This is a genomic window from Blastopirellula sediminis (assembly GCF_020966755.1).
GTDB lineage: Bacteria > Planctomycetota > Planctomycetia > Pirellulales > Pirellulaceae > Blastopirellula > Blastopirellula sediminis.
Map to the genome: position 1 here is coordinate 845,705 of NZ_JAJKFT010000004.1, position 22,889 is coordinate 868,593.

General features: G+C 59.2%; 19 protein-coding genes. 14 read left to right on the top strand and 5 right to left on the bottom strand.

Going from position 1 to position 22,889, the window contains the following annotated elements; genetic code table 11:
* Window positions 1-7 precede the first annotated feature (7 nt).
* The 9 genes from LOC68_RS07165 to LOC68_RS07205 all read left to right on the top strand — a co-directional run bounded on the left by LOC68_RS07165 (window position 8) and on the right by LOC68_RS07205 (window position 10,651).
* On the top strand, window positions 8-3,322 hold the full coding sequence (locus LOC68_RS07165; protein WP_230217193.1) for a protein kinase domain-containing protein: 3,315 nt from the start codon (window positions 8-10) through the stop codon (window positions 3,320-3,322).
* Window positions 3,323-3,557: 235 nt separating this feature from the next.
* Window positions 3,558-4,517: an AAA family ATPase gene (locus LOC68_RS07170; RefSeq protein ID WP_230217195.1), complete on the top strand. Its 960-nt coding sequence runs from the start codon at window positions 3,558-3,560 to the stop codon at window positions 4,515-4,517.
* 10 nt (window positions 4,518-4,527) lie between these two features.
* A complete protein-coding gene (locus LOC68_RS07175) occupies window positions 4,528-5,448 on the top strand; it encodes a DUF58 domain-containing protein (protein ID WP_230217196.1) in 921 nt (306 codons plus the stop codon).
* On the top strand, window positions 5,445-5,909 hold the full coding sequence (locus tag LOC68_RS07180) for a DUF4381 domain-containing protein (protein ID WP_230217198.1): 465 nt from the start codon (window positions 5,445-5,447) through the stop codon (window positions 5,907-5,909). The genes LOC68_RS07175 and LOC68_RS07180 overlap by 4 nt, the downstream gene beginning before the upstream one ends.
* A gap of 4 nt (window positions 5,910-5,913) precedes the next feature.
* On the top strand, window positions 5,914-6,951 hold the full coding sequence (locus LOC68_RS07185; protein ID WP_230217200.1) for a VWA domain-containing protein: 1,038 nt from the start codon (window positions 5,914-5,916) through the stop codon (window positions 6,949-6,951).
* Window positions 6,948-7,886, top strand: a complete 939-nt coding sequence (locus LOC68_RS07190; protein ID WP_230217202.1) for a VWA domain-containing protein — start codon at window positions 6,948-6,950, stop codon at window positions 7,884-7,886. Before LOC68_RS07185 ends, LOC68_RS07190 begins: the two co-directional genes overlap by 4 nt.
* Window positions 7,883-8,455, top strand: a complete 573-nt coding sequence (locus tag LOC68_RS07195; RefSeq protein WP_230217204.1) for a tetratricopeptide repeat protein — start codon at window positions 7,883-7,885, stop codon at window positions 8,453-8,455. Before LOC68_RS07190 ends, LOC68_RS07195 begins: the two co-directional genes overlap by 4 nt.
* Window positions 8,452-9,702, top strand: a complete 1,251-nt coding sequence (locus LOC68_RS07200) for a BatD family protein (RefSeq protein ID WP_230217206.1) — start codon at window positions 8,452-8,454, stop codon at window positions 9,700-9,702. The genes LOC68_RS07195 and LOC68_RS07200 overlap by 4 nt, the downstream gene beginning before the upstream one ends.
* Before the next feature lie 91 nt (window positions 9,703-9,793).
* Window positions 9,794-10,651, top strand: a complete 858-nt coding sequence (locus tag LOC68_RS07205) for an endonuclease/exonuclease/phosphatase family protein (RefSeq protein ID WP_230217208.1) — start codon at window positions 9,794-9,796, stop codon at window positions 10,649-10,651.
* A 99-nt stretch (window positions 10,652-10,750) separates the two neighbouring features.
* Here the strand turns inward: LOC68_RS07205 and LOC68_RS07210 are convergent, their stop codons facing one another.
* Window positions 10,751-11,164 (bottom strand): hypothetical protein, encoded by a 414-nt coding sequence (locus LOC68_RS07210; RefSeq protein WP_230217210.1) that lies wholly within the window; start codon window positions 11,162-11,164, stop codon window positions 10,751-10,753.
* A complete protein-coding gene (locus tag LOC68_RS07215; protein WP_230217212.1) occupies window positions 11,164-12,138 on the bottom strand; it encodes a DUF1559 domain-containing protein in 975 nt (324 codons plus the stop codon). Before LOC68_RS07215 ends, LOC68_RS07210 begins: the two co-directional genes overlap by 1 nt.
* A gap of 410 nt (window positions 12,139-12,548) precedes the next feature.
* Here LOC68_RS07215 and LOC68_RS07220 point away from each other — a divergent pair, with 410 nt between their 5' ends.
* Complete coding sequence (locus LOC68_RS07220; RefSeq protein WP_230217214.1) at window positions 12,549-13,688, top strand: alpha/beta hydrolase family protein; 1,140 nt, start codon at window positions 12,549-12,551, stop codon at window positions 13,686-13,688.
* 145 nt (window positions 13,689-13,833) lie between these two features.
* Here the strand turns inward: LOC68_RS07220 and LOC68_RS07225 are convergent, their stop codons facing one another.
* Window positions 13,834-14,661, bottom strand: a complete 828-nt coding sequence (locus tag LOC68_RS07225) for a M48 family metalloprotease (protein WP_230217216.1) — start codon at window positions 14,659-14,661, stop codon at window positions 13,834-13,836.
* A 10-nt stretch (window positions 14,662-14,671) separates the two neighbouring features.
* Window positions 14,672-15,772, bottom strand: coding sequence for a zinc-binding metallopeptidase family protein (locus LOC68_RS07230; RefSeq protein WP_230217218.1), 1,101 nt, complete (start codon window positions 15,770-15,772; stop codon window positions 14,672-14,674).
* Between the two features lie 287 nt (window positions 15,773-16,059).
* Between LOC68_RS07230 and LOC68_RS07235 the strand changes: the two genes are divergently transcribed.
* Window positions 16,060-16,554 (top strand): RDD family protein, encoded by a 495-nt coding sequence (locus LOC68_RS07235; protein ID WP_230217220.1) that lies wholly within the window; start codon window positions 16,060-16,062, stop codon window positions 16,552-16,554.
* 57 nt (window positions 16,555-16,611) lie between these two features.
* Here the strand turns inward: LOC68_RS07235 and LOC68_RS07240 are convergent, their stop codons facing one another.
* A complete protein-coding gene (locus tag LOC68_RS07240) occupies window positions 16,612-16,788 on the bottom strand; it encodes a hypothetical protein (RefSeq protein ID WP_230217222.1) in 177 nt (58 codons plus the stop codon).
* Window positions 16,789-16,822: 34 nt separating this feature from the next.
* Between LOC68_RS07240 and LOC68_RS07245 the strand changes: the two genes are divergently transcribed.
* The 3 genes from LOC68_RS07245 (at window position 16,823) to LOC68_RS07255 (ending at window position 22,810) form a co-directional block, all read left to right on the top strand.
* Window positions 16,823-18,046, top strand: a complete 1,224-nt coding sequence (locus LOC68_RS07245) for a metallophosphoesterase family protein (protein WP_230217224.1) — start codon at window positions 16,823-16,825, stop codon at window positions 18,044-18,046.
* Between the two features lie 11 nt (window positions 18,047-18,057).
* On the top strand, window positions 18,058-21,792 hold the full coding sequence (locus LOC68_RS07250; protein ID WP_230217226.1) for an AAA family ATPase: 3,735 nt from the start codon (window positions 18,058-18,060) through the stop codon (window positions 21,790-21,792).
* A 124-nt stretch (window positions 21,793-21,916) separates the two neighbouring features.
* On the top strand, window positions 21,917-22,810 hold the full coding sequence (locus LOC68_RS07255; protein WP_230217228.1) for an alpha/beta fold hydrolase: 894 nt from the start codon (window positions 21,917-21,919) through the stop codon (window positions 22,808-22,810).
* The last annotated feature ends 79 nt before the right edge of the window (window positions 22,811-22,889 follow it).

Genomic DNA, 22,889 nt, shown 5'->3' on the forward strand with positions numbered 1-22,889 from the left:
CAAGGGTATGCACGAAGAAGAGAGGCTCGACGATCTGCTTGTGCAGTGGGGCGAAGCGAGTCAGCGAGGAGAGCGGTTGTCGGCCGAGCAACTGTGCGCCGATTGCCCGGAGCTTATCCCGGCCTTAAGTGAGCGGATCAAGAGCGTCGAACTCGTTCAGCAGTTTATCCAATTGGATGAAGAGGCGTTTGGCGACTTCTTGCAGTTGCCCGATTTCGACGCGATCCAGATCGGCGCCGAAGAGACGCGACTGCTGGAATCAAAGGTCCCCTTAGAGCAATTCCGGCAGCGACTGTCCGATTCGGAGTTGCTGGACGCCGCCAAAGTAGAAGAGCTGCGTATCGCCTTTCCCGCCGACGATTCGCTCTCCTTCGCAAAACAGCTGGTTGCGGCGAGACGCCTGACGCCGTTTCAGGCGGTCGTCTTGTTGGAAGGGAGAGAATTGCCGCTGGTGTTGGATCGATACGTACTGCTGGATGAAATCGGCGCCGGCGGGATGGGCGCCGTCTACAAAGCGCTGCATCAGCAGATGGATCGCGTGGTGGCGCTAAAAATTTTGCCGAAGTCGGCCGTCGACTCGGCCGAAAAGGCGAAGCGTTTTCAGCGAGAAGTGATCGCGGCGGCCAAACTGGAGCATCCCAATATCGTGACCGCGTTCGACGCGCGCGAAGAGAAGGGAATCCATTTTTTGGTGATGTCGCTGGTCGACGGCCAAGATCTGGCCAAGCTCATTCGTATGACGGGGCCCCTCTCGGCCGCCAGGGCGGTCGACTATATCGCACAAGCAGCTCGCGGATTAGAGCACGCCCACGAGCTCGGCGTCGTTCATCGCGATATCAAGCCGGCCAACTTGCTGCTCGACTCCAAGGGGACGGTCAAGATTCTCGACATGGGGTTGGCCCGAATTGAGAATGCCGAGACCGTTGGGGCTCAGGCTGCTGCGCACGATTTGACGCAGGCCGGCATGGTGATGGGAACAGCCGCTTATCTGGCGCCCGAGCAAGCGGTCGATACCCGCGACGCCGACGCTCGCAGCGACATCTACTCGCTTGGCTGCACTCTCTATTTCCTGCTTCATGGGCGTCCCTTGTTCACGGAAGAGACGATCATGAAGACGCTCCTTGCGCACCGAGAACGGGAGATTCCCTCGATCGCTAGCGACCGCATTCCGGTCGAGCTAGATCAGGTCTTTCGCCGCATGGTCGCCAAACGGCCGGAGGATCGGTATCAGAGCATCGCGGAACTGCTCGACGCGCTACAGCAACTGAAGCTGGAAGAGGAGCACTTTGAAGCCGCTCCCCTCGGCGACTCGACCAGCAAAGCGTTCGAGGAGACTGCGACGCTGATCGACACCAGCCGGCAAGCGGTCGTCGTGCCGACGGCGGCTGCGTCGCCGCCGCGACGTTGGATCTGGGGGATCGCCGCCGTTTGCCTGCTCGCGCTGGCGGGCTTTGGCGGCTTGTGGGCCGCCGGCGTATTCTTGCGCGTCGAAACTCCGGCGGGCGTAATCGTATTGGAAATCGACCAGCCGGAACTTGCCGGCGCGGAAGTGACGGTCGATGGCCAGAAGAAGATCACGATCAGGACTGGATCAACTCAAGAGTCGATCGAATTGACGGCCGACGAAGAGTCGCACCTGCTCAAGGTGAGTAAGGGTGGGTTTGAAACGTTTACCAAGCAGTTTCGCGTTTCGGCGGGGAAGTTAAACGCGATCACGGTTCATTTGGAGCCATTGAAGCAGGAGATGACCGAAGAGTCGCCGGCAGCGAATCCTGCGTCGATCGCCGCCGACCAGACGGACGGGCAGCGTCGCGCGGCCGAGATGGTAGTCCGGCGCGGAGGAACGGTCGAAGTGACGAAGTGGGATGGATTCGGTTCCGTCTCGAAGGCCGAAGACATGCCGAAGGGGCGTTTCGCCATCCAGACGGTGCTGCTGATCGACAACCAGCAAGTAACCGACGACGATCTGGCGGCCCTTTCCGATTGTATGACCTTATCGCTCGTTCATCTTCATAACGCATCGCAGATTTCCGACAAGGGAATTGCCATATTCGCGGACAAGACGCTCGGCGATCTCTGGCTAAACGGAACGCGCGTTACCGACGCCGGGATACGTCTCCTCCCGACGGAAGGAAGTCCTGAGAATCTGCACCTTGAATACACGGCGGTTGGGGACGGCGCTTGCGATCATCTGGCGAAAATGTCTAATTTGCATTACCTTGGGACGCAAAACTCCAGTATCACCGATGTGGGACTAGCGGCGCTAGCTGCTTCGCAGTCGCTACGAATCTTGTCATTGGGTGGCGGTCTTGAAATTACCGAGGCTGGCTTGCGAGAATTGGCGGTGGCGCCACGCCTTGGCGCTTTGGATCTCTCCCGTACATCGCTGGATGACGCGGCGATTTCCTCGCTCGCAGAGCTGAAGAATCTTTATTTGCTCAATCTGCACGGAACGAACATCACGTCGACGGGGGCGTTGGAACTGCAAAAACGGTTGCCGAATTGCGCGATCTTGCATCCCGACGTGCCGACGCGCGAAGCGGAAAAGCTGGCAGCGCTCTGGGCGGTGGGGCATGGTGGTAGAGTCGCTACGCATAAATCCGGCATAACCTACTCGGCGGAAAACCCTGGTTCGATCCCTGACCGCGCTGTCGCCATTCAAGGAATTGTCTTTAGAGATGGCGGCGAACCTGGATTTGCCGACGGACTGGCGAACCTGGCCGGAATCTGTGCGGCCGAGTACTTGCATTTCAACCGCTGGCAAAATGCCGATGCAGGACTTGCGAATTTTGCTCCGCCGGTCAGTTTGCTGGAGGTCAAGGTTGCCGATTCGGATGTGACCGCGGCCGGGGTTAGTCGTCTTGAGGGACTCAAGCATTTGAGAATTCTGGAACTGAAGCAGTGCTTTAAGCTTGATGACGAGGCGATGAACGTCGTTCCGAAACTGCCTGCGCTGAGGAGCCTGATTCTCGACGATGCGAAGATTAGCGACTCTGCACTGGCGGCAATCGGCGAGTCGCAAAAGTTGGCCCATCTCTCATTGGCGCGCTGCCCCAAGATTTCCGACGAAGGGATCGCTGATCTGATCAAGCTGGATCGGCTCGCCTATCTAGATCTAGATCTTACTTCTCTGACTGATGTGGCGATTCCGCATTTGAGCCAGCTGCGGTCGTTGGAGATTCTCGAAATCCAGGGAACGAAGATCACTGCCGAAGGCGCCGCTCGATTGCAGGAGGCGCTGCCCAACTGCGTCGTGTTTCACGAATCGCTGAAGGATGTGCCGTGGAAGGGAAAGGCGGTTGCGCCGGCCGCGATCGAATAACGCTCTGGCGATGTGACATCTCGCGGCAGATTGGGCGATCCGAGAATCGCCGTGATTACGGATGCCTCTCCCGTGTCTCTGCGTTCGAGAGCAACTTCTGGTAACGCGGCGGCTGGTCGAGTATACATGACCATGGCGCTCATGCCCCTGCTGGCAAGGCAAAATCGTCGCTCGCTGGCACGGTTCTTCCGTTGGCCAAACGGACGATTCGAAAAACATCTTGGATTTACACCTCATGGATGCGCGTGAATCGATTCAGCAAATCTCAGCCGCTTTGAATCAGGCGGTTATCGGTCAGGCCGAAGTGGTCGAGCGGCTGTTGATCGCGTTGGTCGCGAACGGCCATGTCTTGATGGAAGGTTTGCCGGGGACCGCCAAGACCCGCTCGATCAAGACTCTTTCGCACTTAGTCGACAGCAAATTCAGCCGTGTGCAGTTTACGCCGGACTTGTTGCCGTCAGACGTGACCGGCGCCCAGATCTATCGAGAGCAAAGCGGCTCGTTCGAGTTTCAGCCGGGGCCGATCTTCGGCAATTTGGTGCTGGCGGACGAAATCAATCGTGCTCCGGCCAAGGTGCAAGCGGCGCTGCTGGAAGCGATGGAAGAACGCCAAGTGACGGTCGCGGCCGAGACGCACAAGTTGCCGGACTTGTTTCTGGTGATGGCGACGCAAAACCCAATCGAACAGGAAGGGACCTATCCGCTGCCAGAAGCGCAGATGGATCGCTTCTTGCTCTATGTGCGGGTTGACTATCCAGCCGGCGACAACGAGCTTTCGATCCTGCGGCTGGTCCGCGGCGAGAAAGCGGGAACCGCCAGCGCCGAAACTCCCAAGCTGTCTCAGGAGGTCATCTTCGCCGCTCGCCGAGAAGTGAATCAAGTGCAAGTCGCTGAGCCGGCCGAGCGTTATATCGTCGACCTGGTCCTGGGGACGCGCAATCCGCAGAATTACGACGGCGATCTGCCGAAGTGGATTCGGATTGGGGCAAGTCCCCGCGGAACGATCGCGCTCGATGCGGCGGCGCGGGCTCATGCCTGGTTGCATGGTCAAACGTTCGTCTCGCCTGACAACATTCGGGCAGTGGCGCCGGCTTGCCTGGCACATCGCGTCCATCTGACGTACGAAGCGGAAGCGGCCGGCATCACGCGAACGGACGTGATTGAGACATTGCTGAAAACGGTCGTTCCGGCGTAGGGGATTCCTCATGGGCGCACGGATTGAAGTCACGTTTGACGAGCTTTGGATGCTGAAGGCGCAGGCCCGCGGCTTCTCGCTGCAAGCGCGTCAGCCGATCTCGTCGCTGTTGGCCGGCCGGCATGCGTCACGGTTGCGGGGAAGGGGACTCGCGTTCGAAGAACTGCGGCAGTATCGCGAAGGGGACGACGTCCGGACGATCGACTGGAAAGCGACCGCGCGGCTCCGTAGTCCGCAGGTCCGCGTCTATTCCGAAGAGCGGGAACGCCCAGTGTTGTTCGTCGTCGATCAGCGGGCGCCGATGTTCTTCGGCAGTCGCAGCAAGATGAAATCGGTCGCGGCGGCCGAGGTGATGGCGCTCGGCGCCTGGCGAACGCTTGAATCGGGGGATCGCGTCGGCGGCATCGTCTTCAACGAGGCGGAAGCGGTCGAAGTTCGGCCCCATCGAAGTCGGACGCGTCTGCTGCAACTGTTTCATGAAACGATCCGCATGAACCGCCAGCTGACCGAACGTGAACCGGTTAGCGGCGACGTCGACTTGAATGCGGCGCTGCGGCAGGCGCTCAACGTCGCGCATCATAGTCACCTGGTGGTGGTGATCAGCGATCTGGATGGCGCCAATGAAGAGACCGAAAAGTTGGCGACTCAGTTGGTGGCGCACAACGACGTATTGATCGTCGCGGTTTACGATCCGCTTGGCGCCGTCTTGAGCGGCTCGCCGGGGATGATGGCAAGCGATCGGGGGCAGGTTTGGGAGATCCCAGCGGGCAAGCAGTTTTCGGAACGCTTTCAGAAAGCGTTTCAGGAGCGACTCGATCAGTGGACGACGCTCTTCCACAATCTGCGCGTGCCGGTGTTGCCGATCTCAACCGCCTATCCGGTCGATGAGCAAATTCGGAGCATCTTGGGAGATCGGCCGACCGCCTCATGAACGATGACCCGACCAGTCTTGATCAGCTGCACGAAATCGTGCTGCCGCCGCCAGTGCCGTGGTTTCCGTTGGCGCCGGGCTGGTATGTGTTGTTTGCGCTGCTTCTGGCGTTGGTCGTGTGGGGCGTCTGCGCCGCATGGAAGTCTTGGCGAGCGAACGCCTATCGCCGAGCGGCGCTGGAGCAGTTGAAAGGTTGTCAAACGATTACGGCGATTTCTGAGACGCTCCGTCGCACTGCGCTCGCGATTGCGCCCCGTGCGACCATCGCGCCGCTGGTTGGCGAAGCGTGGGCCGATTGGCTAGCGAGTCGCGCTGATTGTGCGATGCCGCCGGAGGTGCGGCGGCAATTGTTGGCAGGGGGATATGCCCCGGCGGAGCAAGCGGTCGATCTTGGCCCGCTCAAATCGTACGCCGCAGCGTGGATCACCTCGCATAGTCCTCTTCCGAAGCAGCAGGGGTAGGTCGATGTTTACCTTTTTGTATCCCTGGCTTTTTCTACTGCTGCCGGCGCCATGGCTGGTTCGCTGGCTCGTACCGCCGCGACGATCGGCGCCGAGCGCCGTTCGCGTTCCCTTTGGCGAGCGGCTGTCGGCGATCTTGGGGGCGGGAGGAGCAGCGGTCGAATCAGGCGCCATCTCCGGTTTCCGCATCGTCCCGATCTTGGTCTGGTTGATCGTCGTGTCGGCGCTGGCCCGTCCACAATGGATTGAACCGCCGGTCGTGAAGGAAATCCCGACGCGTGATCTGCTGCTACTGGTCGATCTTTCCGGCTCGATGGACGAGCATGACTTTGAGAATGCGGAAGGAAAAAAGGTTGATCGATTGACGGCGGTGAAGGAAGTGCTGGACGACTTTTTGAAACGCCGCAAGGGAGACCGCGTCGGGCTGGTCGTCTTTGGGGACGCGGCCTATTTGCAGGCGCCTTTTTCGACTGACCTTTCGCTATCGGAGCGTCTGCTGAACGAATGTCAGGTCGGCATGGCTGGTCCGCGGACGGCGCTGGGGGATGCGATTGGACTTGGCGTCAATCTGTTTGAATCAAGCAAGGCGCCGGCCAAGACGATCATTGCGCTGACCGATGGGAACGATACCAAGAGCGCCGTTCCGCCGGTCGAAGCGGCCCGCGTTGCGGCGCAGCGCGACATCAAGATCTACACCGTCGCGATCGGCGACCCGACGACTGCCGGCGAAGATAAACTGGATGAGCAAGCGTTAAAAGACGTCGCCCAGGCGACCGGCGGTTCCTATTACTTCGCCGCCGATCGTAATTCGTTGGCCGGAATTTACGATCAGCTCGACAAGATCGAATCGCACAAAGTCTCGACGGTGAGTCATCGACCGCGGCATGACCTGTTTCCGTGGTTCGTGGGAGCGGCGCTGGCGATTTCGATGCTCGAAAAACTTTGGGTCAGTTTGCGCGGCGCCGGTGGCGCTGCGCCGCCAACCTCCAGCGCCAAGGTGCACGTCAATCCGCGGAATGGCAAGTTGGAGGTGGTCTCATGATCGACGCTCTATCCAACTTCCATTTCCTGCGCCCCTATTGGCTGTTGCTGATTCCAGCGGCGATTGGCTTGTGGCTATTTTGGCGAGCACGTAGCGAATCGCTACGCGGCTGGCGAGCGCAGATCGATCCGGAGTTACTTGCGGCTCTTTCGCACGGGGGCCGAAGGTCAGGCGTCACCAATTCGTGCTTGCTCTTGGCCGGGTGGATCATCGCCGCGTTGGCGATCTCCGGGCCAACCTGGAAGATGAAGCCAAGCCCGTTCGCTCAGGATGCGCCGCCGCTGGTGATTTTGCTGAAAGCGGACAAGAGCATGACGCCGGCCGATCAACAGACGAGCCCGCTTGATCGCGCGAAGCTGAAGATCGCCGATCTGGCCGAAGCGCGAAAAGGTCAACCGCTAGGGCTGGTCGCCTATGCCGGCTCAGCGCATTTGGTGCTTCCGCCGACGCAAGATACGACCGTCGTCGCGCAGATGGCGGCCGAGATCAGTCCCGAGATCATGCCGGTCCCCGGCGATCGGCTCGATCTGGCGATTGAGGTCGCGCAGCGAGCGCTGCCGGAAGGGACCGACGCCGCGGAGTTTTTGGTCGTCGCCAATTCGGTGACGGAAGATCGAGAGACGCTGGAAGCGGCCGCGAAGAAAATGAGCCATGCGAAGGTGATGTTCCTGGCGATCGGCGAGCCTGACGCCGATGGTTTCGCCTCCATCGAAACGGCGGCGCGGGCTTTGAATGCGTCGGTGCAGCCTTTGACGGTCGACGGCCAGGATATCGAGCGAATTGTGCGGAGCGCCGACGCGGTCTCGCTCGCCTCGGTAACCGGCGAAGATCGACAGTGGGTTGAGTCGGGCTACTGGTTGATTCCGGCACTAGCGATTTTGGTCGCCGCTTCGTTCCGTCGCGAGTCGCCGAAGGTGGAAGGAGATGCCGCATGAGAACGACGCTTCTACTTCTCGCGATCAGTTGGACCAGTTGGTGGTACACCCCGGATCAATTGGGACAGCACTACTTTCAGGCCGGCCAGTACGAGCAAGCGGCCAAGACGTTTGAAGATCCGATGTGGCAGGGAACGGCCTGGTATCGGGCGGGCGAATTTGAAAAAGCGGCCCAGGCCTTTTCGCGTCGTTCGACCGACGTTGCGAAGTTCAACGCCGGCGACGCGTGGCTGATGCGCGGCAAGTACGATCTGGCGATTGCCTGCTATGAAGAAGCGCTCCGCAAGCGTCCCGGTTGGAAAGAGGCGGAAGAAAACCTTGCCCTGGCCAAGGCTCGCGCAGAGAAAGTGAAACAGGAAGGGGGCGACCTCGGCGATCAGGAAGAAGGCGCCGACGAAATCGTCTTCGATAAGAAGGAGTCAGGCGGGCAGGATACCGAGGTCGAAAGCGACAAGGCGACCTCCGATAAAGCGGTGCAAGCGATCTGGCTCCGTCAGGTGCAAACGAAGCCGGCCGATTTTATGAAGGCGAAGTTCTCGTACCAGGCCGCCCAGGAGGAGTCGCCATGAACGTCGTGCGAATCGCGGCCTTGCTGCTGATATGCGTTAGTCCACTAGCGCTATTGGCCGATGACGTGCCCGCGATCACATCGCGGTTTGCGACTGAGAAGCCGTGGGTAGGACAGCGGATCGGCTATTACGTGGAAGTGCGGGCCAAGGGGTCGTTCAGCGGCGCGACCAGCTTTTCGCTGCCGGAGGTTCCGCAAACGGTCATCGTGAAGATGGGGAGCCCGACTGTTTCGTCCGAGCAAAAAGGGGAGGATACCTGGTTCGTTCAGATTCATGAGTTCGCCGTCTTCACGCAAGCGGCCGGCGAGCTGACGATTCCAAGTTATTCGGTCCGCTACGGGCATCACGACGGATTCACCGGACCGGTTCATGACGAAAGCGGGGAAGTGCCGGCGGCGAGCGTTGATGTCGAGTCGCCGCCGGGACGCGAACCGGCGCAGTTTCTGATCACGACCGACAAGCTGATGGTGAAAGAGACTTGGGAGCCGGCGCCCGGCAAGGTGAAGCAGGGAGATATCGTCTCGCGGAAAATCATGCAGTCAGCCACGGAGATGACCGGCATGGCGCTCGCGCCTCCGTCGCTCGCTGCGCCCGATGGAGTGCATGTTTATCCGGGACAACCCGACGTGGCTGACAAAACCGACCGAGGCGAGTTGTCCGGCGAGCGGACCGACGTGATCAAGTATCGCTTCGATCAGCCGGGGGTGATGACCATTCCTGCGGCAACCTACGTCTGGTGGAATCCAAAAGAGAAGAAGTTCGGACGGCAAGAGTTGCCGGCGGTCACGTTTGACGTCGAAGCGTCGCCGCAACTGGCGGAGGTTACGGGGAATTCAACTTCTCGTCGCGTGTGGCTTTATCCGCTTTTGATTGCGATTGCCGTTGCGGCAGTCGCTGTTTGGCGGCGTGAGCAGCTAGTGAGATGGTTTCAGCGCAAGTGGAAGCGTTGGCATCCACCGGACCGCGTTGCGGCGAAACGATTGTGTGCGGCCTGTCGCGGGAATGATTCGCACGCGGCTGAAGCGGCATGGTCGGCGTGGTTAAACACGCAGCCTGACGGTTGGAAGCCGGGGGATGAATTGCAGCGAGCAGTGCAGGGGCTGCATCAATGTCGCTATGCCGAGCCAGCGGCTTCCGACTGGAAAGGAAGTGAGTTATTGACGGCGTTTCAGGCCGAGAGGCGCGCTCAGAAGCGGGACGCAGTGGGGGCGGCGTCGCCGCTGCCGACGCTCAATCCGGGACGATAGTCGCTTTCGCCGCACAATTGATTTGCGATTGGGCTCCTGCGACAATTGCGTTATTCCCCTGCCAAACCCCTCTTCCAAGAAGGCGCACCCCATGACGATCTCACGACGCCAATTCTGCGCGGCGTTGGCCGCTGCCGGCATTTCCGCAACGGCTCTTTCGGCGGCTGAAGAAAAGCGAGAAGCGCTGCGCGTGATCGCCTACAACGTTTACGTCTGCAAAGGTTGGCCGGACGATCGTCCGTTGGCGAAAACGGCCTCCAAGAGTGGGCAGATGACGCGGCGAACGGCGATGGAATTGGCCCTCTACGAGCCGGATGTGATCAACTTCTCGGAGTCGCCCAGCGAAGAGATGGCGAAGGAAATTGCCGGCTATTTGGGAATGAACCACGTCCGCTTCCCCAGCGGCGGCAACTGGCCGGGGACGCTGCTTAGTCGTTACGAAATTGTCGACGCCGTGAACTGTCCCCTTGGCTATCCGCGGCCGAAGGAACTGTTCACGCGGCATTGGGGGAAAGGAACGATCAAGCTTCCCAGCGGCGATTTGATCGTCCATTCGGCCCACTTGATGCCAGGGCCCGATCCGGCCGTTCGCCTGAAAGAAGTGAAGGCGATGCTCACGTCGATGAAAGAGGATCTCGACGCTGGCCGCTCGATGCTGCTGATCGGCGACTTGAATCATGGTCCCGACTGCGAAGAGTACAAAATGTGGATCGACGCGGGCTGGGTCGACACCTTCGCCAAAGTGGGCGAAGGAGACGGTCTGACGATCAAGGCCGACACGCCGCAGTATCGGATCGACTTCGTGATGGCGACGGGACCGATCGCCAAGACGATCACCGAGTCGCGACCGCTGTTTGAAGGGGCGTTTCGCGTGAATACGGCTGACTCCAATTCTTTCGCCCTCAGCGATCATTTGCCGCAGTTGGCGACCTTCGGCGAAATGAAATAAGGGTGGCGCATAAAAAAACGCCCGTCATGCGCGGCGGGCGTTGGTCTCTTGGCGCAGACAAGCTGATCGAAATCAGGCGCCGAGGAGGGAAAGCGGTCGTTATCTCTTTTTCAGCTCGAAGGTAAAGTCGTTCGGCCCATCTTTGGCGACGTCGACTTCGATTCCCTTGGAGCCTTGGCGGTATTTCTTGGGAATGAGATCCGGATGTTGGTCCGCATCTTTCAACTCGAACAAGACGTGGTGTTTGCCAGGAATCGCGCCCGGGTAGGCAGGCGGATAGTAGGCGACGAACTTCCCTTCGTCGTCAGTGATGCCGCGCGATTCGATCGCGCCTCCTTCCGGCATGAACATCACCTCGACTTGCTTTACCGGTTTGCCGTCCAAGGTGACGACGCCGGTCACTTCGGCCAGTTCGACGCCGGCGCGATTGCCCGACGAACAGCCTCCGCCGACGGCGATCGCCAGCAGGGCGAAGATCGCCAGACGCTGCAGTGGGAATGATTTCTTGTGCATTAGTATTCTCCCAGGACCTCACCGTCCGCGATGCGACACAGATTTTGCAGCGTCGTCAGGTTCGCCGTTTCGCTCAGGTAGTGAACCGAGCCGTCAGCGAACAGCGAGTTGGCGCCGCCGGGATGGTTGCTGCCGACATACCAGGCGTAAGGCTTCGTATAGGTTGGGGGCGAATAAGGCTTGTTGATCCGGTTGGCCATATTCAGCCAGAAGGTGTGCGTGTAAGCGCCCCAAAATGGTCCGTACGAGGTGGAGGTCTTCTCCATCCGCGATTCCGCCATCAAGATCGTGTTGCTGGTTCCGTCGATGATGTCGCGGAACTTGGCGGCGCCGTTCACGCCAAACGCCGGGCGGATGTTCGCCGTGTTGCCGGCCGAACCCCAGTAGAGCCCCGAGGTGTAGTCGGACCATTGGGAAGTGACTAGGCCATAGCTCGTGCGGTAATAGTCTTTGTTGTAGTACTCATTAGCGCTGGCGGCGACGCCGGGAACGTCGAACGGATCCGAAGGACAAGCGAAGACGTCAAGTCGCGTGTTTTGCAGGACCGCCATGTTCGAGGCGGCGTCCGTTGCGGAGGGAGCGGTCACTTGCGCCGGGTCGGCGGCCAGCCCGACCGGATAGCGAAAGTCAATCTTGTCGGCAATGTTCCCTTGCTCCAGAAAGGGAAGGATCAGCAAGTGAGCGGTGACGTTGCGAACGTTCGCTCCGACCGAAGCCGGCATGTCGGCCGATGCACTGCAAGACTTGCAGCCAGGATTGATCGTGCCGGAGGGCAAGACCAGGAAGGTGTCGTGATAGTTGTGCATCGCCAGCCCGATTTGCTTCAGGTTGTTGGTGCACTGCATCCGACGAGCCGCTTCGCGCGCCTGTTGCACGGCCGGCAGCAATAGAGCGATCAACACGCCGATGATGGCGATCACCACCAGCAGTTCGACCAACGTAAACGCCGATCGTTTTCCAACGAAGTAAGTCATTATTTCTAGCCCTAATTAAGTGAATGAAATAAATAAGGATCGCGCTCGACCGGGGAGGTCCAGCGCGATCAAAATTCGGGCGTGGAGATAGAAGAGCGTGTACGACAGGTCCGATTTGCATATCGCATGCCAATTGAGCGGGATTTTGTACCAATGGGGAGCAAGTGCTAGGAATTGCTGGGTTTACGATATCGCGTGACATCATGGACTGCATTTGTGACGCTATAGCGGTAGTGTGGACTGCCGCTTTCTTGGGAAGCGACTGTCGCAACTTTCAGCAGCAGGGCGCCGCACCAGACGCAAGTGTGCCGTTTTTATGCATATATTTCACGAGAAATCATCGTGGTCATGGCGGCGGCGTCCGTTAGAATGGCCTCGCTACATCGCTTCGTTCTTTCCCAGGCGAAACCATGAAATCGATCCTCCCTTTCCCCACCGTTCGCATCAGCGTCGCTTTCGGCGCAGTCGCACTTTTTCTTAGCGTCGGCGTTGCGGCCGAGACGGGAGCCGAACTGCCGGTGCGGCGCCTTCCTCGTGAGAATCAGTTGGCGTATTACGATTCGGACGGCGACGTGAAGATCGCGAAGTCGGCGGGTGAGCTGCAGCGACGAAAAGAAGAGACGTTGAAAGACTTCACGTCCCTCATCGGCAAACTGCCGGGGGCGGAAAAGCGTTGTCCGCTCGACATCGAGATCGACGAAGAAGTCGATATGGGAAGTTACGTTCGCCGGTTGATCTCGTATCAGTCAGAGCCCGGGGGCCGCGTCCCGGCCTATCTATTGATTCCGAAAGAAGCGCTGAAGTCGTCGCCTGACAAAAAGTTCCCGGCCGTTCTGGCGCTCCATCCGACCAATCAGCGAGGTCCGATGGAAATGGTCGGTCTGGGCGAGAGTCGCGAGCGGATGTACGCCAAAGAGTTGGCTGAACGCGGATATGTAGTGATCGCGCCGCATTATCCGCTGCTGGGGCAATTTCAGCCAGACTTGAAGCAGCTTGGCTGGGAGAGCGGGACGATGAAAGCGATTTGGGATAACAGCCGTTGCCTTGATCTGCTCGATTCGCTTCCCTACGTGCAACATGGCAAGTATGCGGCGATCGGGCATTCGCTCGGCGGGCACAACAGCGTCTTCATCGCGACGTTCGATCCGCGGATCAAAGCGGTCGTCAGCTGTTGTGGGCTCGATTCGTTCCTCGATTACTATAGCGGCGATCCCAAGAATTGGGTGCATGGACGGGGCTGGTGCCAAGATCGCTACATGCCGAAACTGGCGGGCTACCAGGGTCGTCTAGAAGAGCTCCCGGTCGACTTTTATGAGCTAGTCGCTGGACTGGCTCCCCGCCCGACGATGATCATCGCGCCGCTGGGGGATAGCAACTTTAAAGCGGACAGCGTCGACCGAATCGCAGCGGCGGCTCGGCCGGTTTTCCAACTTTTTGGCGCGGAAGAAAACCTGAAGGTGATTCATCCCGATACGGAGCATACGTTTCCGATGGAAACGCATGAGCCGGCATATCGGTTCATCGATCGAGCGATCAATCCGCAACACTAGCCCGCAGCGCAAGCGAGGGAATGCGCTTGCAAGTCAATGATGAAGTACGAATGGCGAGTACTCCGACAATAGACATTCGTCATTAGGCCTTAGACATTTTATCCGACCACATTCCCTCGCTTGCGCTGCGGGCTAGTGTTAGAACTTACGGCTTCAAGCCGGCAGGCACGCCGTTCGGGTATTCTTCTTTGATCACCTGCTTGATGTAGATGACGCGGTTGGCTGGCTTCGGGTGCGTGCTAAGGAATTCCGGCGGGCCTTCGCCGCCGGCTCGTTCCAGCACTTCCATGACGCCGATCATTGCGTTCGGATCGTAGCCGGCCATCCCCATTAGACGAACGCCCCATTGATCCGATTCGAGTTCGTCTTCGCGGCCATACTTCATGTTGACGAACTGCCCGACCAGTTGCGCCATGCGGGCGCTGTTGGCGTCTCCGCCGGCGACCCCTGCGGCGCCAACCAAGCCCTGCGTCAGATTCTGTTTGGCCATTTGCTGCGCGCCGTGACGAGAAAGGACGTGTCCCATCTCATGGCCGAGGACCCCGGCAAGCTGCCCTTCGGTTTCCAGATCACGGAAGAGAGCCGCTGTGACAAAGACCTGACCGCCGGGAAGGGCGAACGCGTTAACCGTTTTGGGATCGGCGAGGAGATGAAACTCGAACGGAAATGGATTTTCGCGCCCTTGCTGAGCGAGGTCTCGATTGAGGGCTTGCAGCAGTTGGCCGCCGATCTGATCGACCAGCGCCTGGGCGTTGCGGTCGGGAAGTTCGCCGCCATGCTGGGCGATCATCTCCGGCGCCGCTTGCAAACCGAGCGCGATCTCCTGGTCGGTCGTCATCGCGACGCGCTGCGCTTCGCCGGTGACCGGGTTTTTGTCGGTCGACATGTAGTACGAGGCGATCGCAAAGAAGGCGATGATTGCGGCGATTACCAGACGCGTCTTCCAGGAACCGCTGCTTCTCATAGGGCTCATGGCCAAGATCCTAATTCGGGAGAGGAGAAGCCGGCGTTTCGTCTGCGGATCGCAGTACCAGCTCATGAATCAATTTTAGCTTTTCCATTACCGACTGCGAAACCACAAAAGGGTAACTGTCGGCTTGGCCAAGGCACCGGTTGGCGCAGTTCAGCATGTGGGCGAGCGATAACCAGTCGTTGATCATTTCGTCCATCGAAATCTCGCCCGCCGAACCGGGAGAAAAAACGATTCGGGTTCGCTCCGCACGGTTTTCAAGACGCGGAACGGTGATCTGGCTCGACGAGGCCATTTCGAGGGCGTCGACCATGTGCAGGTAATGCGCCCAGGTCTCAGCCCAATCTTCCCAGGGATGGCTCGAGGCGTAGGCTGAGACGTAATATTGCTGCCAATCTGCCGGCGGTCCGCTGGAATAATGGTTTTGGAGAGCAACGCCGTAGTCGGCCGTTTCGTCACCAAAAAGCTGGCGGAATTCGTGAAGATTCAGCGTGTCGCGGACCAGTAGATCCCAGTAATAATGTCCCACCTCGTGCCGAAAGTGCCCCAGCAGCGTCCGGTAAGGTTCGCCCATCGCAACGCGACGTTGTTCTCGTTCGGCGTCATCCGCTTCAGCGATGTTCAGGGTGATTAGGCCATCGGCATGGCCGGTCAAAACCTTCTTGTTGGTTTGAGGATCGTCGGCCAGAAAGTGGAACGAGAGCCCGGTCTGCGGATCAAACGACTTCGACGTGGTCGGCAGTCCCAAGGACATCAGCGTGTAGAGGAGTCGCCGTTTGGCGGTTTCCAGCTTGCTCCAGTGGGCCAGGTTCGCCGCGTCAGTCAGATCGGGGATCATTTCCGTAAACTGACACGCCGGGCAAAGCGTTTGGTCGCTCTCGGCCGGAACGAGCCAATTGCAGACATTGTGTTGCAGGTCGTTCTCGCAGCGACGGTATCGCTCGCTACAGGACGATTCGACGGAGCGCCACAGGTTTGGCCCTTCGTCGACCGGGATGATGGTCGTCATTGTCAGCGCGCCGGGATCGAAGGCGAGCTGCTGTTGGCAGTTCAAGCAAGTGTTGTTCTCGAAATAGACGAGCTCGCCGCAGTCGTCGCATTGAAATAGTCGCATGGCGATTGGTCTCACGCGGGAATTGTTTGTATCAAGCCGAAAGCCGGGAAAAACGGCGCAAGTCTAAAATGCATTTCCGGCGCCAAAACGGCAGAGGCTTGGTTTGTCGGAAGCCGCGCTAGAATTGTCGGAAACGCCTGAGAATCGACTGGCAGCGAGCGGACCGAATTGGTCGTTTTGCAATCGGCGAAGAATTTATTTGGGGACCGCGGAGGGGGTGGGTAAACTCAAGCCGAGATACTGCTGAATTGCAATTTTGATTCTTGTCTATCGCGAGGCCTGCACGCATGTCATCGACTGAAAACCCCTTTCTCTCTCCCTCCACGGAAGCCGCCGTTTTAGTGGAGCCTGTTCGAGAAGTCGTCGGTGCGCCACAAGGGCGACGCCTGGCGAACCTGATCGTCGACATCATTTGCATCAACGTTATCGTTCAGATCTGCGCCTTTATCCTGGGGATCTGCGTCGGCATCTACGCGGTTGTGTCGCAGAACGAAAAGATCCTGGAGATTTTCGATTCGCCGCTGATGTTCTTCTTCGGGCTCTTCATCAACTTCTCGTATTACTTCCTGATGGAAGGGTTGTTCGGGCGGACGCTGGGCAAGCTGGCCTCTGGCACCAAAGTGGTGAACGAACAGGGCTTTCCGCCGTCGTGGGGACAGGTTTTGGGGCGCACGGCATGTCGCTTCATCCCGTTCGAGCCGTTTTCGTTCTTTGGCGACGCGCCTCCCCGCGGATGGCACGACAAAATTCCGAAGACCTACGTCGTGATGGCGAAGTCGTAATTCCGGTAAGACGACGTCGTCGAGAAGCTTGATCGGCGATTGATCCGAGTTGCGAACTTATTTTGCGCAAACCGCCCATCCCTCCTGTTTGTTGGCCGGGTGGGTATTTTTTTGCCGTGATGTCGGTTGGCGGGGGATGAATCTTTGGCCAAAAGAATCCGGATAGGCGGAATTTTCAAATTCCGCTAAACTGCCCGAATAGGTAGGCGCCAGCACCTGTTTGCTGTCGGCCATATCGACTGAAATCCGCGCAGGGAGGCGCAGTAATATGACTCCAGGAGCGTCGTTCCGCTTTCTTCAATCGGGCGACTTCCATCTCGATCAGCCGCTCGGAGGGTTACCCTCTGTGCCGGATCACTTGCGCACCATCTTCTGTGAAGCGCCCCGGCGTGCTGCGCAGCAAGTGATCGAAACGGCCATGCTGCACGAAGTCGACTTCCTCGTGTTGACCGGCGACTTGCTCGATCCGCGCCTTTCGAGCCCGCGTACGATCGGCTGCTTGTTGGAATTATTCGAGCAACTCGATACGGCCGGCGTCCAAGTCTACTGGGCTGGCGGCGACGCCGATCCTCCTTCGCGCTGGCCTTCGTCGGTCGCGCTTCCCGGCAACGTCCATGTCTTCCGACCCGGTCTGCCGCAAACCGTCCATTTTGAACATGACGGCGAAGCGATCGCCGCGATCATCGGCCAGGCGAACTCCGGCGGCGAGATTCGCGTCGGCGATTTCCGCCCCGCCGCTTCGGGTTTGTTTACCGTCGCCGTCGCCTATGGCGAAGTCGAAGAAGGGGCGATTACCCGTCACGATATTCCTTACTGGGCTCTCGGCGGCGAAGAGATGCGGAAGAAGCATCGCACCGCGCCGAAGTACGCGATGCATGCGGGCTCGCCGCAAGGTCGTCGTCCGATCCATGTCGGTCAGCGCAGCTGCACCGTCGTCGAAGTCAACGAAGCAGGCGACATCTCAACTGATTCGATCGCAACCGACGTCGTCCGCTGGCAGAGCGAATTGGTCGAAATTGCCAATTGCGAGACGCCGGACGAACTTGAAAAAGTGCTGAAGAACCGGATGCGAACGCTCGTCTCCGGCAAAGGACGCCGACAGTTGCTGGTCGACTGGCGCGTCGTCATCGAAGGGAACGCCTCGAAGAAGCTGCTGGCCGAATCGATGTGGCAGCACATGATCGATGTGCTGAACAAGGAATTTGGTCAGGAAGAGGGTGGCGCTTGGACCTACGAACTGAAGGTCGAATCGGCGTCCGTGATTCCCGAATCGTGGTACCAGGAACAAACCATCTGCGGCGACTTTTTGCGACTGACGCGCGAATTGCTCGCGGACCCCGACATCCCCATTGAGTTGACCGAGTTATTAGGCGAAGACCGTCGCGGCACGCAGTTGGCCGAGGCGGTGCAGATTGAAACCAGGGAAGTGCGTCGCAAAGCGTTGCATGAAGCACGTCGCATGGGCGTTCAATCCCTGCGGATCGACGACTAGGAGCCGCCACCGTGCAACTAAATCAAGTCAATATCGATGGTTTCGGCGTCTGGCGCGGGCTACGTATCGAAGAGCTCTCGCCGACCGTGACCGTGTTCTTTGGGCACAACGAAGCCGGGAAGAGTACGCTCCTCAACTTCATGCGGACGATGCTTTACGGCATCGATCTGTCGGAAGAGCGTCGCTATTTGCCGCCGGTCAACGGTGGTCAGCCGGGCGGTTCGCTCAACATTCGCGGCACCCTCGGCCGTTTTCAGGTCGTACGACTGTGGGACGAACGGACGTTTGAAGAAAACGCGTGGATCGTGGCGCCGGACGGTTCGCGTCAAAGCAGGACTCAACTCGAAGCGCTCCTCGAAGGGGTCGATCGCTACACCTACAACAACATCTTCGCCGTCGGTCTGCGCGAAATTCAGCTGCTCGCGACGCTTGACGACAGCCACGCCGCTCAGAAGATCTACGAACTGACGAGCGGTTTGGATCGCATTTCTTTGGCGGAAGTGGTTCGCCGGCTTGAGATCTCGCGCGAAGCGCTCATCTCGCACAACGGCGCCGACTGCATCGTCGATCAGCTGCTCGATCAGCATCACTCGCTGAAGAAAGAAGTCGAAGAGCTGCGCGTGCAGACGCAGCAGTGGGGTCAGGTTCTGCAGCAACAGCGCAGCGCCGCCGTTCAGATCGAACAACTGCAACACAAGTCGGCCGCGATCACCGAGCGGGCCGAGTTTATTGAGCTGGCGGAAGACTTGCGCGGCGAGATCGAACGTCGCGAAACGCTCTCGACCAAGATCGACGACGCCGGCGAGATTCCGGACGTCGCCGAAGAGACTCTCAATCACCTGACGCAATTGCGCGAACGGGTTTCGCGCCGCAAAGGTCGCTGCACCGAGTTGCGTTCGCAATACAAAGCGCTCTTTACTGAGCATGAGTCGATTCCGCTCAACCGCGAACTGTCGCGACATGCGGCCCGCGTCGACGCCCTCGGCGAACAACGCCACTGGATCGTCGCGATTCGCAAGCAGATCTCGGGCGTCCAGGACGAAATCGACGACGTCAAACGAGAGATCGAAGCGGCCTGGGACAACACCGGCGTAACGCTCGGCCAAGGTCGTCGTCCCGATCTGACTCCCAAGCAGCTGAAGTCGCTCAAAACGCCGATGCAGACGCTGGAGCAGGAGGTCGTCCGCTTTGAAGAGGCGAAGCGAACCGCTTCGTCGCATGAGGACGAACTCGAATCGACCAAATCGGAAGTCGAAAAGTCGCTGGCCAACGTCGGCGAAGAGGACCTGAGCGTCGCAATCGACAGAGCGGGCGAACTGGTCAATCTCCTTCGCCGCCGCATCCAGGTCGAAGAAAAGATCGACAAGCTGGAGTTTCAGCGTCGCGAAGCCGAAATCGAATCGGCTGACTTGCTCGAAAATCAGATCTTGCCGCGACCGCTGCTCGCCCTGTTGGGGCTGACTTTCTCGGCCGGCGTCACGATGGTGCTGCTCTATATCTTCGGCTCAGTGATCGTGGTGCCCGATGTTCACGAGGCCGTTCCACTGTTCGGTCTCGTTTTCATGGTCGGCGTCGTCTTCACCAAGGTGACGATGGAGCGGACGGTCAAGCAGAACCTGGACGGCGTCAAGCGTCAGTTCGAGCTGGTCAACGTGCAGCTGCATAAGGCTCGCGAAGAACGGGACGAGTTCGATCACGTGCTGCCGAAAGGTGGCGGCCCGCTGGTCGCCCGTTTGCAATCGGCGGAAGATCACCTGGCTCAGCTGGAAAGTTTGATTCCGCTCGGCAATCGCGCCGGCGAAGCGAAACAGAAGAGCGACTACGCTTCCAAGACGATCCAAGACGCTGAACACGCGGTCAACAACGCTCGTCGTCGTTGGCGCGACGCGCTGCGGGCGCTCGACCTGCCCGATGACCTGCAGCCGGATCGGATCAAGGTGTTGGCTCGCATCCTGGGTCATATCCATGAAAAGCGGAAGCAACTGAAGGCGCTGCAGGATCAAGAGACGCAACGCACCGAAGAGCTGCAAGCGGTCGAAACCCGCATCGGGCAGTTGGCCAACGAACTGGGCCTGAAGAACACGAAGGATGGCCTGGAGCAGCTCGATCGCCTGAAGGCGGAACTCGATCGGCAGCAGAGCCAATCGGAGCTGCGAGTCGATCTCCGCGGTCGCGCCGCCAAGATCAAGGACGAGTTCAAGAAGACCGCCGGCGAAATGCGGAAAGCGGCCAAGCAGCGTCAAGAGATCCTGGACGAAACAGGGGTCGAAGACGAAGACGGCTACCGCAAGCTGCTCGACAAGGCGAACAAGATCAACGGCCTGTTGCTCGATCTGGAAGAAGTCGAAGCGGAGATCGTCGCCAAGTTGGGTGACGTCGAGCTGGAGACGGTCGAAGAATTCCTGGGCGAAGTTTCGGCCGCGGAAGCTCAGAAAGAGCTGACCGAGTTGATGCAGGAGCACGATCAGGCTCAGCGGAGCTTGAAGGAAGGCTTCGAACGTCGCGGCGAACTGAAGGCGCAGCTCGAAGCGCTCGAAGAAAACGATCGGCTGGCTTCGGCGCAGCTCGAACTGAACGAAGTCGCTACGCAGATCGAACAAGCGGTCGAACGTTGGCAGGCCCTCGCGGTCACCGCCAACATCCTCGATCAGATTCGCCGCATCTACGAAACGCAGCGTCAGCCCGAAACGTTGAAGATGGCGTCGATCTTCATGGACAAGTTGTCGCTCGGCAAGTACGTCCGCATCTGGACGCCGCTCAGCGAAAACACCCTGTACGTCGAAGACGCCAAGGGACGCTCGAAGTCGCTCGAACATCTGAGCGAAGGTACCCGCGAGCAGGTCTTCCTCAGCGTTCGCTTGGCGCTGGTTCGCACCTTCGCTCGCCAAGGTCGCGTCTTGCCGGTGATCCTGGACGACGTGATGGTCAACTTCGACTCGAAGCGTTGCAAAGCGACCGCTGAAGTGTTGCTCGGCTTCGCCAACGAAGGACATCAGACCCTCGTCTTCACCTGCCATGAACACATCATGGAAATCTTCCAGAACCTGGGCGCCGACGTTCGCGTCTTGCCGCAGGTGACCGGCGTTTGCCGCCCCGAACCGGCTCGCTTGCCGGCCCCGGTCGTCGAAGAAGTGGTGGAAGAGGTTGTTGAGCCGGAACCGGAACCGGTGGTCGAAGAGCCGATCATCACGCCGCCGCCGTTCCGCGTCGAACTGCCGATCGTGCCGTACCTGGAACTCCATTCGCTGAAGATCGACATCAAGCCGAAGGCGAAGAAGGAAGAAGACCTGTCGCTCGCCGATGCCGCGCCGGTCAATCAGCCCGAATCGCAGCCGATTCATCTGATCGACGCCGAGTACTACTTGGAACGGAGCGAACACGAAGAACCGGAACCGGTCTTCGAGCTGACTCCGGACGAATACGGCCTGAAGGAAGCCGCCGACGTCGACATGGTGAGCATCGCCCTGGACGACCTGCTCGACGAAGAGCCGGCCGTGCAGAACATCGAAATCCCGCTGCCGATCGTCGCCGTGCCGGAACTGGTTGACCTGGTCGTCGAAGTGAAGGCCAAGCCCCAGCCGCAGCCGGCTCCCGAACCAGAGCCAGAACCGACCCCTGAACCGCAGCCGCGACGGATCCCGTCCGAAAACCAATTCGGTTGGGACTCGCCGAAGATCTGGTGGGAAGGGCACCCGGACCTGGATCCAGCGTTGATTCGCAAGCGTCGCCAAGAAGGCGCCGCGTAACGCGAAAAGAGTAAATACGACAAAGAGACGCCGAACCTCGGCGTCTTTTTTGTTTCGATGGGATCAAAATAAAGCCGTCGTGGGCAACCTTTTTCACGATGGCGGCAGGAGGGTATAGCGATCGATGGCGCAGATTCGGACGCAGTCGGCAGTGGAGATCGAGTACGACACGTTTGGTTCCCAAGAGGATCCGGCGTTGCTCTTGATCATGGGATTTGGCGCCCAGATGATCGGTTGGTCCGCCCCTTTTTGCCAACGCCTGGCCGATGCAGGACGGTTTGTCATCCGGTTCGACAATCGGGACTGCGGCCTCTCCTCGAAGATGCATGGCCAGCAAGTCGATCTGAATCAAGTCATCGCCAAGCTAACGGCGGGCGATCTCGCGGCTGCGCGGGAGCTCGCGCCTTATTCCATTGAAGACATGGCTGGCGACGCGATCGGCTTGCTCGACGGACTTGAGCTTCATCAGGCCCATATCGTCGGTTCATCGATGGGTGGAGTGATCGCTCAAATTATGGCGATCGAACATCCCGAGCGCGTGTTGACGCTTACCTCGATGATGTCGACCACCGGCGAACCAGATGTCGGCCAATCCTCTCCCGAAGCGATGCGTGCCCTCTTTACTCCCTCGCCGAGCGATCGAGAAGGCTTCATCCAAGCGTCTATCAAGTCGGCTGTGTGGAGGTCGAAAAAGTATTACGATCCCGACGAAGTGAGGAAAAACGCGGCGGCAAGTTACGACCGCTCGTACTATCCCGAGGGCGCCGCTCGCCAAATCGCCGCGCTGATCACCAACGGCTCACGCGCCGCTCGATTGAAGACGATGCTCGCTCCGACTCTCGTGATTCACGGATTGGAAGACACGCTGATCGCCCCGAGCGGAGGAGAGCGGACGGCTGAACTCGCTCCGAACGCTCGTTTGCTGTTGTTGGAAGACATGGGCCACGATCGGCCGGAGCCCCTCTGGCCGCAGATCTGCGGTGCGATCATCGAGCATACGGCGAGCGAAACTGACTAGCGCTGGCGCCATGCTCGTATCGCGTCTTCGCGAGAAGAGCATGTCTTCAAAGCGTCGGCAGATTCAAAAGGCATGCTCA

Coding starts and splice junctions, on each gene's coding strand:
- LOC68_RS07190 (WP_230217202.1), top strand. CDS start 6,948: ATGATCGACGCTCTATCCAACTTCCATTTCCTGCGCCCCTATTGGCTG.
- LOC68_RS07255 (WP_230217228.1), top strand. CDS start 21,917: ATGGCGCAGATTCGGACGCAGTCGGCAGTGGAGATCGAGTACGACACG.
- LOC68_RS07210 (WP_230217210.1), bottom strand. CDS start 11,164: ATGCACAAGAAATCATTCCCACTGCAGCGTCTGGCGATCTTCGCCCTG.
- LOC68_RS07225 (WP_230217216.1), bottom strand. CDS start 14,661: ATGAGCCCTATGAGAAGCAGCGGTTCCTGGAAGACGCGTCTGGTAATC.
- LOC68_RS07240 (WP_230217222.1), bottom strand. CDS start 16,788: ATGGCCGACAGCAAACAGGTGCTGGCGCCTACCTATTCGGGCAGTTTA.
- LOC68_RS07245 (WP_230217224.1), top strand. CDS start 16,823: ATGACTCCAGGAGCGTCGTTCCGCTTTCTTCAATCGGGCGACTTCCAT.
- LOC68_RS07165 (WP_230217193.1), top strand. CDS start 8: ATGCACGAAGAAGAGAGGCTCGACGATCTGCTTGTGCAGTGGGGCGAA.
- LOC68_RS07185 (WP_230217200.1), top strand. CDS start 5,914: ATGTTTACCTTTTTGTATCCCTGGCTTTTTCTACTGCTGCCGGCGCCA.
- LOC68_RS07200 (WP_230217206.1), top strand. CDS start 8,452: ATGAACGTCGTGCGAATCGCGGCCTTGCTGCTGATATGCGTTAGTCCA.
- LOC68_RS07220 (WP_230217214.1), top strand. CDS start 12,549: ATGAAATCGATCCTCCCTTTCCCCACCGTTCGCATCAGCGTCGCTTTC.
- LOC68_RS07175 (WP_230217196.1), top strand. CDS start 4,528: ATGGGCGCACGGATTGAAGTCACGTTTGACGAGCTTTGGATGCTGAAG.
- LOC68_RS07205 (WP_230217208.1), top strand. CDS start 9,794: ATGACGATCTCACGACGCCAATTCTGCGCGGCGTTGGCCGCTGCCGGC.
- LOC68_RS07235 (WP_230217220.1), top strand. CDS start 16,060: ATGTCATCGACTGAAAACCCCTTTCTCTCTCCCTCCACGGAAGCCGCC.
- LOC68_RS07215 (WP_230217212.1), bottom strand. CDS start 12,138: ATGACTTACTTCGTTGGAAAACGATCGGCGTTTACGTTGGTCGAACTG.
- LOC68_RS07230 (WP_230217218.1), bottom strand. CDS start 15,772: ATGCGACTATTTCAATGCGACGACTGCGGCGAGCTCGTCTATTTCGAG.
- LOC68_RS07180 (WP_230217198.1), top strand. CDS start 5,445: ATGAACGATGACCCGACCAGTCTTGATCAGCTGCACGAAATCGTGCTG.
- LOC68_RS07170 (WP_230217195.1), top strand. CDS start 3,558: ATGGATGCGCGTGAATCGATTCAGCAAATCTCAGCCGCTTTGAATCAG.
- LOC68_RS07195 (WP_230217204.1), top strand. CDS start 7,883: ATGAGAACGACGCTTCTACTTCTCGCGATCAGTTGGACCAGTTGGTGG.